This is a genomic window from Pseudomonas sp. ADAK2 TE3594 (genome assembly GCF_053628675.1).
Genome location: NZ_JBRJGV010000001.1, coordinates 2,603,440 through 2,618,413 on the forward strand (window position 1 = coordinate 2,603,440; position 14,974 = coordinate 2,618,413).

At 57.3% G+C, this 14,974-nt stretch carries 11 protein-coding genes and 2 pseudogenes; 8 read left to right on the forward strand and 5 right to left on the reverse strand.

The genetic code is table 11. From position 1 onward, the window contains the following. Position 1: 1 nt before the first annotated feature. Entirely contained in the window at positions 2–640 is a 639-nt protein-coding gene (locus tag AB7M22_RS11780; RefSeq protein WP_454188792.1) for an MliC family protein, read from the reverse strand. A gap of 243 nt (positions 641–883) precedes the next feature. Between AB7M22_RS11780 and AB7M22_RS11785 the strand changes: the two genes are divergently transcribed. The 4 genes and pseudogenes from AB7M22_RS11785 to AB7M22_RS11800 all read left to right on the forward strand — a co-directional run bounded on the left by AB7M22_RS11785 (position 884) and on the right by AB7M22_RS11800 (position 3,844). Then, a complete protein-coding gene (locus tag AB7M22_RS11785) occupies positions 884–1,339 on the forward strand; it encodes a hypothetical protein (protein ID WP_454186409.1) in 456 nt (151 codons plus the stop codon). A gap of 24 nt (positions 1,340–1,363) precedes the next feature. Continuing rightward, positions 1,364–1,429: pseudogene (locus AB7M22_RS11790) on the forward strand (hypothetical protein); the annotation flags it as partial. A gap of 28 nt (positions 1,430–1,457) precedes the next feature. Next, positions 1,458–2,930 (forward strand): DUF3300 domain-containing protein, encoded by a 1,473-nt coding sequence (locus AB7M22_RS11795; protein ID WP_454186410.1) that lies wholly within the window; start codon positions 1,458–1,460, stop codon positions 2,928–2,930. A 26-nt stretch (positions 2,931–2,956) separates the two neighbouring features. Beyond that, the gene (locus AB7M22_RS11800; RefSeq protein ID WP_454186411.1) at positions 2,957–3,844 is read left to right on the forward strand and encodes a DUF2950 domain-containing protein; all 888 of its coding nucleotides are present in this window, start codon (positions 2,957–2,959) and stop codon (positions 3,842–3,844) included. A gap of 61 nt (positions 3,845–3,905) precedes the next feature. Here AB7M22_RS11800 and AB7M22_RS11805 read toward each other — a convergent pair whose 3' ends face one another. Further along, positions 3,906–8,738, reverse strand: a complete 4,833-nt coding sequence (locus AB7M22_RS11805) for a M10 family metallopeptidase C-terminal domain-containing protein (RefSeq protein ID WP_454186412.1) — start codon at positions 8,736–8,738, stop codon at positions 3,906–3,908. Positions 8,739–9,304: 566 nt separating this feature from the next. Between AB7M22_RS11805 and gfa the strand changes: the two genes are divergently transcribed. From gfa to AB7M22_RS11820, 3 genes are all read left to right on the forward strand, one after another. Beyond that, entirely contained in the window at positions 9,305–9,883 is a 579-nt protein-coding gene (gene gfa, locus AB7M22_RS11810) for an S-(hydroxymethyl)glutathione synthase (RefSeq protein ID WP_454186413.1), read from the forward strand. Between the two features lie 330 nt (positions 9,884–10,213). Next, on the forward strand, positions 10,214–10,816 hold the full coding sequence (wrbA, locus tag AB7M22_RS11815; protein WP_008010452.1) for an NAD(P)H:quinone oxidoreductase: 603 nt from the start codon (positions 10,214–10,216) through the stop codon (positions 10,814–10,816). A gap of 205 nt (positions 10,817–11,021) precedes the next feature. Beyond that, on the forward strand, positions 11,022–11,699 hold the full coding sequence (locus AB7M22_RS11820; protein WP_454186414.1) for a dTMP kinase: 678 nt from the start codon (positions 11,022–11,024) through the stop codon (positions 11,697–11,699). Between the two features lie 466 nt (positions 11,700–12,165). Here the strand turns inward: AB7M22_RS11820 and AB7M22_RS11825 are convergent, their stop codons facing one another. The 3 genes and pseudogenes from AB7M22_RS11825 to AB7M22_RS11835 all read right to left on the reverse strand — a co-directional run bounded on the left by AB7M22_RS11825 (position 12,166) and on the right by AB7M22_RS11835 (position 13,321). Continuing rightward, a complete protein-coding gene (locus AB7M22_RS11825; protein WP_454186415.1) occupies positions 12,166–12,690 on the reverse strand; it encodes a cupin domain-containing protein in 525 nt (174 codons plus the stop codon). A gap of 131 nt (positions 12,691–12,821) precedes the next feature. Next, positions 12,822–12,932: pseudogene (locus tag AB7M22_RS11830) on the reverse strand (AraC family transcriptional regulator); the annotation flags it as partial. 23 nt (positions 12,933–12,955) lie between these two features. Beyond that, on the reverse strand, positions 12,956–13,321 hold the full coding sequence (locus AB7M22_RS11835) for a histone-like nucleoid-structuring protein, MvaT/MvaU family (RefSeq protein WP_454186416.1): 366 nt from the start codon (positions 13,319–13,321) through the stop codon (positions 12,956–12,958). A gap of 279 nt (positions 13,322–13,600) precedes the next feature. On the opposite strand from AB7M22_RS11835, the gene potE reads away from it, so the two are divergent. Further along, entirely contained in the window at positions 13,601–14,947 is a 1,347-nt protein-coding gene (gene potE, locus AB7M22_RS11840; protein ID WP_454186417.1) for a putrescine-ornithine antiporter, read from the forward strand. Positions 14,948–14,974 lie beyond the last annotated feature (27 nt).

Genomic DNA, 14,974 nt, shown 5'->3' on the forward strand with positions numbered 1-14,974 from the left:
CTCAGCCGATCGGCTCGGCCGTACAGCTCATTTCCCCTGAGCCTGGTTTCTGGAAAAGCACCGCGTTGCCGTCTTGCCAGAAGCTGTAGTTCCCTTGGGAATCCTTGCCGGTGTATTGGGTTCCCGAATCATTCTGCACTTGGTTCAGGGTGATCGAGGAGTTCGCCCACTTCAGGTACACGACACCAGGCTGGGTGTTAAAGAAAGTGGCGGCAATCAGCGCGTTTAACCCTGTACAGCGAAAAGCCAGGGGGCCCTCGGTGAGTCTGTCCGGATCCTTGGTTCTCGCAATGGCCGAGCCTTGGCGTAGCTGGTGCGCGCGCTCGGCATAACTTCGGATCGCGCACGCTTTGGGCGCAGGCTCGGAGGCACATTGATTGCGAGCGTCGATCCAGAACTGCTGGTCGATCATGACTTTGTCTGGACGCGGTACTGAATGATCGTCCGTGAGCGCCAGGCGATAAAGGCGCGTCAGTTCGATATCCATTTGCGTTAGTTGTGGATCGCGACAGATAAGCTTTTCGACGGATGCCCTTGCCGTGGCGCAGTCGAAGCTGGTCTGGATGATGGGCGCAGCATTGGCACAGGTGCTCGTCGCCGCGCAAACACTGGCAGCGAGCAGACGGGTGACTGTTTTCATGTTGGGCTGATTCATTACCTGATACCCGGATTGCTGTGAGAGCTATCGATCCGTTGAACAGTCATTTGTTCGCATTGGGTGTATCGCAGTGTAAGTCAGTGCTCAAAACTTGCCGCACCCGTTCGAGGGAGTAGAAGCACAAGGAATTAGAGGTTGCTTCATAAGAACTTTGTTCCAGGCTTAGTCGCCAGACGCTGAGCTAGACTCAAAGATCCAAAGCACACTGATAGCAGTGGAGGCTTTATGAAGAAATCCATCCCCCCCTGTCTGGCTACGATTGTCTCGGTATTCTGCCTTTGCGCTTCAGCCGAGACCGTAACGCCGCTCAAAGGGCAGTCCCCCGAAATGATTCAGCAGGACATAAGCTCATGCCAGGCTCAGGCCGGGAGCGCAGCAAGCACCAACACAACGGCTCAATCGGGTGGACGTGCCCGTGGTGCCGCTACTGGCGCAGTAGCAGGTGCGGCGGTTGCCGGAGCGCGCGGTCGTCAGCATGACGAGGTTTATGACAAGGTAGACGACGATGTTAAACAGGAATATCGACAGAACAAGGCCAAGGATGCGGCTGTGGCAGGTGCGGTTGTAGGTGGATCTCGGCAACGTCAGGATCGTCGTCAGGATCGCCGGGCAGAACCGGCTGCAACTGCTTCCGCCTACAGCAGTTGCATGCAGCAACGGGGCTACCAGATAACCCCTTGAACCCGAACAACAAAGGGTCATTGCATGAAGATCTGTATCGTTTTTGACGGGCGCGACGGTGCAGGGAAGGGCGGAACGATCAAGGCGCTCAAACCTGCCTGACCACATAGGGGGTGCAATGCGCATTCCATTGTTTTACGCGGTGTCAGCTGTATTGTTTTTGAGCGGATCTTCTTGCCTGGCGCAATCGTTGGATACGAGCGCCACCACAAGCGCTGCCGACACAGCGCCCGTCACCGCGGTGGCCAAAGATGCCGTGTTTACCCAGGAGCAGCTGGATCAAATGCTGGCTCCTATTGCGCTTTACCCGGACCCACTGCTGGCACAGGTGCTGATGGCCACCACGTACCCCGGGGAAATCGCCGAGGCGGTAACCTGGTCTAAAGCACACGCGGACGCCAAGGGCGATGATGCGGTCAAACAAGTGGCAAGCCAGCCCTGGGATCCGAGCGTGCAGGCGCTGGTAGCTTTCCCACAAGTCATGGCAACGCTGGGACAGGATCCCGTCTGGGTACAACGCCTGGGTGATGCCTTCCTGGCGCAGCCCGACGATGTCATGGGGGGCGTGCAACGCTTGCGTCATCAGGCGCAAGCAGCAGGCAACCTGCAGAGCAACCAATATCAGAACGTGACGGTTCAAGCGGCTGCGGCACCGACACCGGCAGCTGCGGCTCCGGCCAGCAGCACCTCCACCATCATCATTCAGCCCTCCGATCCGCAGGTGGTTTACGTCCCCAGTTATAACCCGACGACAACCTACGGCACCTGGCCCTATCCGGCGTCGCCTCCTGTTTACTATCCACCGCCGCCGGCCTATTACCCCGGTTCGGCATTGATGGCCGGGCTGGCCTTTGGTACCGGCGTGGCTATCATCGGCTCGTTATGGGGTGAATGTGACTGGGGCAACAACGACATCGACATTGACGTCGACCGCTACAACAACATCAATCGCAACAACCAGATCACTCGGAATCAGAACAAGTGGCAGCACAACGCTGTTCATCGCGATGGCGTTCCCTATCGAGACAGTAAGAGCCGCGAACAGTACGGCCGACAACTGGACGGTGCCCGTCAGCGTGAAGCCTATCGAGGGGACAATGCCCAGCGAGCCCAGGCCCGTGAAAAAGCCCGCGGCTCAATGGACAAGCACGGTATCGAACGACCTGCCACCAGCAACCGCGAAGCCCGTGATTCGGCGCGCAAAGCCCAGTCCGCAACCTCGCCTGGCAATCGGATGCAAGCCGGTGCAGACAGACCGAAGGCGTCTGACAGGAGCCAGGGCACTGCCAGAAACACTCGGGAGAATCAGCAATCCAGGCAACAGACCGCTCAAGTGAATCAGCGCGGGCAGGGCGATTTGCAAGGGCGCCAGACTGCGCAAAAACGACCGGCTGCCAGTACGAGTAGCGCGGGCAGTGCCCGCAACAATGCATTCGCCGGCGTGCGCTCACCGTCCCAGGCCAACGCACAAGCCAGTCGTGGCCAGGTCAGTCAGGCATCCGCCCGGCGCCCCAGTGCCTCGCGTCCAGCCGGCCATCAGGTCAGTCGGCCGTCCAATCCACCAGCGCGTCAAAGGGGGGGCCGCCGTTGAAAATCAATGCTCGAGTGAAGGCTCTCATGGGCTTGCGCCTTCATGTCTTGGCAATAGCTGCCAGCTTGGCGTGGTCGCCCATGGTTACGGCACAGCAGGCATTTCCAACGCCAGAAATGGCCGCCCAGGCGTTCGTCGAAGCGCTGGGTACGGAACACGCCGATCAGGCACGTCTGACAGAGTTGCTGGGTAATGAATGGCGCAGTTTCATTCCGCGCGAAGGCGTGCAGCGCAGTGATGTGGATGCGTTTTTGAAGCAATATGGCGAGCAACACTCCATTGAAAAAACCAGCGATCGCAAGGCGGTCCTGTCGGTTGGCAGTGACCACTGGACACTGCCTATCCCCATGATAAAAGCCGCGAACGGTTGGCGCTTCGACATCGACGCCGGTAACGCCGAAGTGCGTGCACGTCGAATTGGCCGCAATGAACTCGCTGCGGTGCAATCAGTGCTGACTTATCACGACGTCCAGATGGACTATGCATCAGTGGATCGTGACGGTGACGGCGCACTCGCCTATGCGCAGAAAATCTTCAGCACCGCCGGCAAGCACGACGGTCTTTATTGGGAGGATGACGATAGCGGTCAGATCAGCCCGTTGGGTCCCTTGTTCGGTAAAACCATTGCCGGCGAAGACTGGCAGGGTTATCACTTCCGCATCCTTGATGGCCAAGGTCCTTCGGCACCGGGCGGCGCCTACAGCTACCTCATTGGTGACAAGATGATCCGTGGCTTTGCACTGATCGCCTGGCCGGCGAAATACGATGACACTGGGGTGATGAGTTTCATGATCAGTCATGAAGGGCAGGTGTTCGAAAAAGACTTGGGGCCCGGTGGTGACAAGTTGGCGCAGTCGATGAAGCGCTTTGATCCAGACGACAGTTGGAAAGTGGTGGCTGTAGATCAAGAGTAGATCTGCCTGGGACTGCAAATCCCCTGTGGGAGCAGGCAGACCTGCCCCACAGGATGCGGGCTTAACCCAAGGCTGTGAAATCGCTGACGTGCAGATCCTGGACCCCCACCAGTTGGATTTCGAACTCGGGAGTGGCGTCGGCATCGACACTGCCGTAGAGAATGCCATCGGCAAAGCGCAGTTGACCGGTGGCGTCGGCAGGGTCGAAGGCGTTGCTGCCGATGAAGGTGAAGGCGTCGACAGCGGTGGTCAGCGGGTTGGCGTCCAGGCCAGTGAAATCCAGAAGATCGCCCTCGGTGCTCTTGAAACCGTTGATCACATCGTGCAAAGCCCCGACGCCCATGTCCGACAGCGCACCAAACGCGTAGGTGTCCGCGCCAGTGCCACCGGTGAGATTGTCGGTACCTGCACCGCCGATCAGCCGGTCATCGCCCGAACCGCCCACCAGCGTATCGTTGCCCGCCCCACCGTTCAGAACGTTCGCGGCGCTGTTGCCCGACAGACTGTCGGCGTAGGCGCTTCCCGTCAGGTTTTCAACGAATTTCAAGGTGTCGAGCCCGGAACCCCCGGTGTTTTGTTGCGCTGACGTCGAGAGGTTTACGGTAACGCCGGACAGGGCGCGTTCAAAAGACACCGTGTCATTGCCATCGCGCCCGTCCAGCACGTTGTTGCCAGCACCGGCGAACAGCGTGTTGTCCAGCGCGTTGCCCGTGCCATTGGCGGCGCCAGTGCTATCGATATACAAACGCTCGACGTTGTTGGCGAGGGTATAGGCCGCCAGGCTGCTGTGCACACTGTCGATCCCTCCAGACACCGCATTGCTGTTGGTCTCGATCACGATGTCGTTGGCGTTATCGACATAGTAGGTGTCGTTGCCATCGCCGCCGCTCATGCTGTCGTCCCCTGTGGCACCATTGAGCACGTTATTGGCGGCATTGCCGGTGATGAAGTTGTGCTGCTCATTGCCGGTGCCGTTGATGGCCGACACGCCGGTGAGCACCAGGTTCTCGAGGTTGGCGCCCAGGGTCCAGCTGACCGAGGCCTGCACCGTATCGATCTGCGAGGTCGAGGTGTTGGTTTCCACGACGCGGTCGGACGCGTTATCGACCACATAGACGTCGTTGCCATTGCCACCGGTCATGGTGTCGGCGCCCAGTTTGCCATCCAGTGTGTCGTTGCCCGAACTGCCCACCAGGGTATCCGCCTGGTCGGTACCGGAAATCATGTTCTGAGCGTTGTCGAAAATCTCCTGCACGCTGTTGTTGTCGTTGGGGTTGCCCTGGAAGCCAAGGTCATTGGCAATGTAGTCGGCCAGGCGCTGGCCGACGATCTCCGCCGACTCCTCGTGCAGGTGCCAGACGTCGTCGGGATACGCCAGCGGATCGACTTCGTGGCGCAGGGGGAGGTCGGTGTAGTCCACCGCCAGCTTGACGTCGGCGCGCTCGGCGGCGATGGCTTCCTGGGCGGCGCGGACATAGCTGGCCCCCTCGACGATGGAGGCAATTTTTTCTTCCGAATAACCACGGGTACGCGCCGCGTCCTGTTCGTAGTGACCGGTTTCCATCAAGTACACGTTGAAGTTGCCGAGCTGGGTATGCAGGTAATCAAACACCTTTAGGGTTGCGGCCTTGTAGGCCGCTGCTGCCGCTGCTTTGTCCGTGGCGCGGGCGATCTCCTGGGCGGCTTCCTCGCCCTGGCCCCAAATGATGCCCATGGTGACGTTACCGGTGGATTGCAGTTCGGTGAGCTGGTCGCGCAGCAGCGTCACGGCGCGCAACAGCGCAGCCCCGGGTTGGTTGGTGTCGGTCAGCCACCAACACAACTTGAGTTCCTCGGCGCTGAGCGTCGACAGGCCGGTGACCGTGCTGCCGCCCACCGCGATGTCGATGCCGTTGCCATTGGCATCGGTGAACTGGCTGCGTACGTCATAGGGGGTGTAGCGGTCCAGGTCGTTGACCAGCGTCGAGGTGCCGGACTGATTGTCGTCCTCCGTCATGCGCAGCAGGCGCGCATTGGATTGGCCGAGAGTGGGCAGGTAGAGGATGTCCTGCTGGACGCTCTCGCCGAACACGAAGTCGCTGGCGGTCAGGGTGTTGAGGTAGTTGCCGCTGAGGGCGATTTCAAAACGATTGCCATCGGCATCCGCTTCGGCGGACTTGATGTAGGTCTTGTCGCCGGCCGCGTTGAGGGTGACGTACAACGTGCCATTGCGGCCATCGCCGAGGCCTTCAAAGCCAACGCCCGAAACATCGATCTTGTCGACGCCTATGGTGAAGTCATAAATCGTGTCGGTGACCGTGACACCACCGGTGTCATAGTCGCGGTAGCTGTCGAGTACGTTGGTGTAGCGGAAGGTGTCGGCACCGTCGCCGCCGTACAGCGAATCGCGTCCAGCACCGCCGTCAACGATATCCGCGCCGGTGCCGGCCTTGATTGTGTCGTTGCCACCGAGGCCGAGGATCAGGTCCGCACCCGCCGTGCCATTGAGGGTTTCGGCGTTGTTGGTGCCGGTGATGGTGTTGGCGGGCGCGTCGGCCACGACCAGGGCGAAGCTATCGCTGACCGATGCACCGGCCGGGTCCGTGGCCTTGATCTGCACGTTGTAATTGCCGGACGCGGTGCTGGTCGGCGTGCCGGTGAAGGTCAGGTTGGTGGCATTGAAACTCAGCCACGCGGGCAGGGCGCTGCCATCGGCCAGGGTCGCGGTGTAGCTGAGGCTGTCATTATCCGGATCGGTGAAGCTGGTGGCCGGCACCGAGTAGCTGAACGAGGTGTTTTCGGTCGCGTTCTGATCCAGCAACGCCGTTGCCACCACCGGTGCATGGTTGACCGTTGGCGAAGTGGCAAAGACGAAATTGGCGCTGGTCAGCTTGCCGAGGTAGTTGCCGTCCAGTGCCACTTCGAAGCGGTTGCCATTGGCGTCGGCGGTCAGGGATTTGATGTAAGTCTTGGTGCCGGCACTGTTGAGCACCACGTACACGGTGTTGTTCTTGCCATCCCCCAGGCCGGTGAAACCCATGGCCGAGAGGTCGATTTTGTCGGCGGTGGTATCGAAGTCGGTGATCAGGTCGCCAAGGTTGGCGCCGCCAGTGTTGTAGTTGCGGTAACTGTCCAGGCGATTGGAGAACACAAAGATGTCTGCTCCAGCGCCACCGGTGAGGGTGTCCATGCCTGCACCGCCGTCGAGTTTGTCATCGCCCGCGCCGCCATTGAGGCTGTCATTACCCGCCAGGCCGAGGAGGGTGTCGGCCGAATCGCTACCCAGCAGCGAGTCGCTGCCGCTGGTGCCGGTGACCACCCGATTAAAGATGAAATTGCTGGCAGTGAGGGTGCTGGCGAGGTTACCCGAGAGGATCAACTCGAAGCGATTGCCGCTGGCGTCGGCATCGTAGTCCTTGATGTAGGTGCGGTCGCTGCTGGCGCTGTAGCTGACCTGCAGGGTGCCGCCACGGCCATTGCCCAGGCCGGTGAAACCGAGGCCGGCGAGGTCGATCTTGTCCTGGCTGACATCGAAGTCGGTGATGGTGTCATCGAAGCTTGCGGTTGCGTTGCGGTAACTGTCGGACTGAGCGACGAAACGGAACGTATCGGCGCCGGTACCGCCGGTGAGTTTGTCGATCCCGGTACCACCCACCAGAATGTCGCCACCGGCCCCGCCATTGATGGTGTCGTTGCCAGCAGCGCCGTAGAAAATCTCGCTGGCGGCGCTGCCCAGCAGGGTGTCGTTGCCAGCCGTACCTTGCACGGTGATCATCGGCACCGTGGCGCTGACGTAGCTGCCGTCACCATAGACCAGCGTGGCACCGTTGCTGGTGTGACTGATGGTGTTGCCGATAATGGCGTTGCGATCAGTGCCGTCTTCATTGCGCTCCGCAACGCCGTAGGTCGACAGGTTGCTGCCGGTGATGATGTTGCCCTGGATCGTGTTATCGCTGCCGTTGAAGTACTTGCCGGACACGCCCAGGGTGTCGTTGTAGGACTGGATGATGATCTCTGGTACGGGGTTGCCCAGGGAGTTGTTGTTGAGCGTGTTGTCGATGATCTCGACGTGGTTACTGCCGTAGATGCGTATCCCGGCGCTAGTGTTGTCGTGAATCTCGACGCCGCTGACGGTCACCTCACTGGACATTTTGATCAGCACCCCTTCGGCGCCGTTGCCGTACACCTCGCCACCGGTGATGGTGATGTTGCTGGGGGAGGGGATGTCCTCGCTGCCGCGCTGGACCACGATGCCATTGCCGCCGTTGTCGTAGGCGACGTTATTGGTGAGTGTGAAATCGTGGGTGCTGGTGACGATGTTGAAACCGTGGCGGTCGTTGTCGTAGGCGATGTTGTTTTCGAAGGTGCTGTTGCTGAGGAAGTCAGCCACGAAGCCGTCCAGGCCGTTGCCGTGGGACACGCTGTTCTTGATGACCATGTTGACGGTCTGCTCGTGGGGGTCGAAACCGTACCCGGAGCAATCCTTGATTTCGACGCTGTCGAGGGTGACGTTGGAGTCGTAGCCCGCTTCGCCGGGAATGTAGCCATTGAACCAACCGTCGATCTTGCCCGTGGTGCTGTCACGGTTGCCATCGATGGTGAGATTGCTGACGCCGAAGTCGTGGGTTTCCTCGCCATAGGCGGAGCGGATAACCCCCGTGATCTTGGTGTCGGAGCCGTCAGCCACCTTGACGGTGGTTGCTCCCATGCCGTCGCCGTACAGGTAGACGTTGCTCTTGAGCATCAGGCAACCGTCGGAGGGTTCCTCACCTCCCGAAACGATATAAGTTCCGGACGGCATGTACACCTGCCCCCCGCCTGCAGCGGCCGCCGCATCAATTGCACTTTGTACCGCCGCTGTGTCGTCAGTGATGCCATCTCCTTTGGCGCCAAAATTTTGTACATTGAAAATCATGAGTTTATCTCCGTATCAGGCGAAAACCTCGAAAGATGCCAATATTCCATCGACAGCTACCGTGTTATGACCCAGCGGAGGGCAAAAGTTGTTACCGCGTATCGGGGGAGCGTCAAAAAACCGGACTAACTGATTAACGGTTGCGAGGGTTTTTGAGAAGTTTCGGAAAAGTTACGTTCTGTTGACGCGTGCTTAGGTAGGGTGTGATGCCCTGTGGGAGCGGGCTCGCGAAGGCGGTTTTTCAGGTTCGTTTAGGCTTGTCGCAGAAAAAAACCGCCTTCAGGAAGGCGGCTTCTTCATTCAATCAAATCAAACCTGGAACACGGTTCCTGCGGGTCGACCTTGATATTCAATCCCGAGGCTCGTAGGGGCAATAGCCATTCTGGTCTTCCTGATACAGAGCGCGCGAAATCGATCTGGCTCCCTTCGTCACTCATACCATACTACTTGAACGTATTAATGAGGCCTTCGATCTGATGCATGAAGGCACTATCAAATACTGATCCGCACCCTGGAGCTCAGGCTCCAGATCCAGTTCGAATACTCCCTGATACTGGAGGTTTATCGTGAGCAACTTGAAGCTTCATCCTTCACTGGATAACGGCATAGAGCCAAGCGCTGCAAATTTCTCTGGCGGTACCCTGCAATGCCTGTGTCCGACCGATAAGGTTGAAATCAGGATTGACGCCCAGACTCTGCACAATCATGCCTGTGGCTGCAGCAAGTGCTGGAAGCCCGCAGGTGCGAAATTCGCGGTCGTGGCTGTTGTTCCTCGCGATAAAGTCAGCGTCATCGCGAACGCTGAGAAGCTGGTCATCGTTGACGAGCGCGCCACTATCCAACGACATGCTTGCAAAGAGTGCCATGCGCATATGTTCGGCCGCATCGAAAATAAAGACCATGCGTTCTATGGCCTGGACTTCGTGCATACCGAGCTTTCCCCGCAAAAAGGGTGGGCTGCGCCGGGCTTTGCAGCCTTCGTTTCGTCGCTCATCGAAACCGGCACTCCGCCGGAGAACATGAAGGCAATTCGCGAAAAACTGCGCGCGCTCGGTTTGGAACCTTATGACTGCTTGTCGCCAGCGCTGATGGACGCATTGGCTACGCAAGTGGCGAAGTTGAATGGTGTTCTCGCATCCCGTTAAACCCATGTGCCGAATGTATTATTCGGCACGATCCACCTTGGCTGAACCATGAGTGCAACGCCCTTCACCTGGATCCGTTTCAGCTGAGTTTGATTGGCAGCCTGCTCTGGGACGGGGGAGGGGCGATAAAGGCGCCTCTGTCTGCCAGCAGGCGGCATACGGAGCTGCTAGTGTTAATCCGCATGCCGTCAAAGTCTCTGCAACCGGGTGGGTGTGAGCCGCAGTTTTGTTCGTGACCAAGCGCTACACCTGCCGCTGTGGTTCGTCGGCAGTGGTGTAATCCAAGATCTTCCTAATTCATCGAATGGCGCTTAATCCAGGAGAAAAATCATGGCGAAGGTACTGGTTCTCTATTACTCAATGTACGGTCACCTCGAAACGATGGCTGGCGCAGTGGCCGAAGGCGCACGATCCGTCCCCGGCACCGACGTGACGCTCAAGCGTGTCGCTGAAACCATACCGGCCGAACAGGCAGCGGCCATCGGCGTCAAACTTGACCAGAAGGCACCGGTGGCGACACCTGACGAGCTGGGCAATTACGATGCAATCATTTTTGGCACACCGACGCGCTTTGGCAATATGGCGGGACAGATGCGCACGTTTCTCGACCAGACTGGCGGACTGTGGATGAGCGGCGCGCTGGTCGGGAAAATCGGCAGCGTCTTTGCGTCGACCGGCACTCAGCACGGAGGCCAGGAAACCACCATCACGTCGTTCCACAGCACGCTCCTGCATCAGGGGATGGTCATCGTGGGTGTGCCTTACACCTGCGCAGGGCTGACCAACATGAGCGAGATCACCGGCGGTACGCCCTATGGCGCGACCACGTTGGCAGGCGCCGACGGTAAACGGCAACCGTCACAAAATGAACTGGATATTGCACGTTTCCAGGGTAAACACGTCGCTGAGCTTGCAATAAAGATCGCGGGTTAACGCAAGCATGTAAATGGGCCCATGTTGCAGGACAGGTGTCGAGCTTCGCTGGCCCTGGGTTTTGAGCCCCGTCAGCCAGAAACAAGGTTAGAGTGTTCATCAATGTCTGTTTATAAGGCCCCTCCACTCGATTCGCGTAGTCGCGCCAAGCGATTCCAGCGAACGAACAGGGCAAAAAAACCGTATATCAATCGTTATGTGAAGAATGAATCGTCCGCTGTTTGTTTCTCTAGATGGGCCCAAGGGAGCCGGCAAAACCACACTGTTGGAGGCCGTTACGAAAGTACTGAGGGCAGACAACAAAAAGGTGATCCGACTTTGCGAGAGTAAAAGCGATCCCTATAGGGGTGAAACAATGGCCCTCGTTAACAAACTCGTCAGAAATCCCTCCCGGGATTTGGAGTTGGAGGTTTGTGAGCGCTTTGCTGATAGCCGTACCTGGATTTCCCAGCACGTACTTACTAAACAGCCACCAGGCAGCATCATCTTGATCGATCGCTGGTACCCGTCTGATGCCGCATTTCGCCGGATAGTCCCGTTTGCAGAGATTCTGCAGTTGAACATTGATCGAAACGTGCGAGTGCCAGACCTGCATGTCGGGGTTGTCACCACCCCTGAAATTTCATGGGCGAGGGCAGCGGCACGACGGCGTGGGCTGAGCAGTACTGTGATCCATAAGCTGGAAGAACATGTCGCTTGTACCAAGGCATTCGAGCAAGCGATTGCAGATCACGGTTGGGTTTTATGCCGTAATGAAGGAACGATCGAAGATGCAACGATGCAGGTGATTTCTGAGATCTATAGAGTCCTTCGATGCCCCGTGGGCGAAGTTCGTTGCGCCGGCCTTGATGCGGTTGAGATAGCCGTAGATACAGATCGTTAGCAGGATTGAAGGAGGAATTTGTCGCCGCAGCGGTAGTTGGCTGATGCTTTGATCTGGGTGCCTGTTATCGAATTCTGAGCCCCACCTGCAGTTTGCTCAGGCATGCAGCGGTTTCAGGTGCGAGTACGCACATGCTAGCGAGACCGTCGGCACGCGGGTCAACTGCGACTGGTCGGGATGTCTCATCCTGGCTTATCGATCACCGCATGGCAGGCGTTGAGAATTCACCATTGATTTGATGCAGAACCTGATTCTCTTAAACCTGGGTACGGCTAAAAACACGAAGTACATGGCCCGTTGAGAGAGTCGACGTCAGAAGCGGGGTTGTCGAATCAATGCCTTACGACCCAGGTAGAAGTTCCGCCCTGACACATCATTTAACATAATATACATTACACGTAACAAAGTGTTTCGAGATTAGCCCGGTTGCACGGAGATTTTGAAGCCCTGGATTCACCTAAGCCCCTCATCCTTGCGTCAGCTTTCCAATCAGCTCCGAATGCTCGGGAAACTGCGCTCTGAGCTTCTGCTGATTACCCATCTCCATATCTGCAAAATGAAACCCTGGTGAAACCGCTTCACTGATCAAACCGTATTCCGCTAAACCATTCATAAGCTGCGAAGCTTTCCAGACGCCACCAGGTACATGCAGCTGCAAACACTGCCCGGCGATAACGTCGCTGCCCATCACCACAGTTTTCAACGTGCCGTCTGGAAAAATCAGGCTGTACTGAATCGGGTTTCCCAAATGGTAGTAATGAACGATGTCCGATTGATTCAGGTGAAAATGACCGATCGGCGAATCCTTGGTCAGCAAGTAATAAATTGAAGTCATCAAGTGACGTTGACCGCCATTGATCTCGACCATAGCGTGGTGATCTGATTGAAAGGTTCTTCGGTAGAAACCGCCTTCGATGTGTGGCTCCAGCGCCAATGCGGCGATCACTGCTTCAGCGTTGGGAATTTGAATGTTGAGCTCACTGTTGGTCATGTGGATTGCCCCCTTACTTCATCTATTATGATTATCTTATCGATAGATTATAACTATGCTAAATGGTTGTTTAGTCGTTTTATCTCGATAGCGTTTAAAAGCGTGAGCAAACGCAATTCGTCGGTTTGACTCTAGAGCTCCCCCTGCCCTTGCAACACCGCAATATCCCGCTTGGGAGGTACGCCAAACAGACGGCTGTATTCGCGGCTGAACTGGGACGGGCTTTCATATCCAACCTTGTAAGATGGCTTTGGCGATCCCCAACTCACTTGGTCAGCCAGGACTCGACAGTGGCAGAGCCGAATTTAGCTTTCCATTCCCTCAGTGTCTTATGGTTGCCGCCCTTGGTCTCGACCACTTCGCCAGTGTTTGGATTTTTGTAGATTTTCAGCTGGCGTGGCTTGCGTGTGCCGGATTTCGACACGGTTGCTGATGCGCGACGACCCGTTTGTGGCTCAAGAAGATTGATCACGTCTTTCAGGCTGTAATCGTATTTGGCTAGCAGATGACGCAGCTTCTTTTCGAAATCAATTTCCTTTTGAAGGCCTGCATCACCTTTCAGTGCTTCGAGAGCCTGGAGCTGTTTAGCCAGATGTTTTTCGAGTTGACGGAACTCTGCGAGCTTGGACATGTAAAACCTCATACGTGTATTGAATGTATGTACATGTGACAGAGCCAGCTAAAGAAAAGTCCCCCTACAATGACCGTTGATTGATCTAAATCAGATGATTGAACAGCAAACAAAGTTGGAGTCATACCATGTCGGCCATTTCTTTTTGCTGTTCAGAACCCCAAAAGCCATCTTCGATGAGACTAACTGGCGATAAAACTGTTCGATGGGCACTTTCCGGACCTTGAGCATGACAATCGGGGCTATGGTCAATGTGTTGAGCAGATCAAGGGGTTTGCGATGGCCGACTCAAGCAAGAAAATGAGCCTCATGGGGCTCACCACACTGGTGACGGTGAATATGATGGGATCGGGCATCATCATGTTGCCGACGAGCATGGCCCAACTCGGGGCCGTTTCGTTGCTGTCATGGATCGTCACTGCCGTCGGTTCCATGGCCATCGCGTACTGCTTTTCCCAGTGCGGCATCTACTGTCTGCGCTCAGGCGGGTTGTCTGCCTACACTGAAGAGGCGCACGCCAAATCAGGCTTCTTCCTCTGTTCGTATCTGTACTTTCTCTCGCTGGGCATCGCCAACGTGGCCGTCGCCATCTCCGCTGTGGGCTACATGACATCGTTCGTGCCCTGGCTGGGCAGTGGCGCCATTCCTTTGTTCATCGGTACGGTTGGCCTGCTCTGGTTGACCACCGCGGCCAACTTCGGTGGCCCGGGCATCACCGGCAAGATCGGTGCGATTACCGTGTGGGGTGTGATCATCCCGGTGGCCGGCTTGAGCATCATTGGTTGGTTCTGGTTCAAGCCCGATGTGCTGATTGCCGCCTGGAATCCGAACAACCTGCCGATCTCCGACGCCATCAGTAAGGCGATTCCCCTGACCTTGTGGGCATTCCTCGGCATGGAGTCGGCGGCGCAGGCCTCTGATGCGGTGGAAGATCCCAAGCGCACCGTACCGTTGGCCTGCCTGTTCGGCACGCTGGGTGCGGCAGTGGTCTATGTGCTGTCGACGACGGTCATCCAGGGCATCATACCCAATGCCGAACTGGCCAACTCTTCGGCCCCCTTCGCGCTCGTCTATGCACATATGTTTAACCCCACGGTCGGCAACATCGTCATGGCGCTGGCAGTGATGGCCTGTGTTGGTTCGCTGCTGGGCTGGCAGTTCACCCTGGCGCAAACGGCCAAGATGACTGCTGACCAAGGTATGTTCCCGAAATTGTTCAGCAAGGTCAGCGCACAGGATGCGCCCATTGTCGGCATGCTCGTCTGTGGCGTCTTGCAGACCTTGATGGCGCTGTCGACCATCTCGCCCAATGCCAGCGCCCAGTTCGGAAAGCTCGTCAGCCTGGCGGCAGTAACCAACCTGATCCCATACGTGACAGCCGCCACCGGCCTGCTGGTCATGATGTACAAGGCCAAAGTCAGCGCAGGGGTCTACACCCGCAACACGATGCTATTACTGATCGCCGTGGCCTATTCGTTGTACGCCCTTTATGCCTGCGGCAAGGATGCCGTATTCGGTGGCCTCATTGTCCTTACATTTGGCTACCTGCTCTATGGCTTCCTCTCCAAGCGTTTTGTCGATGCGTCTCCAACCGCTCAGACCAGGGCCGGCAATCCTCAGCTGTAATCTTCAGGACAGCACAGACATCCGAAT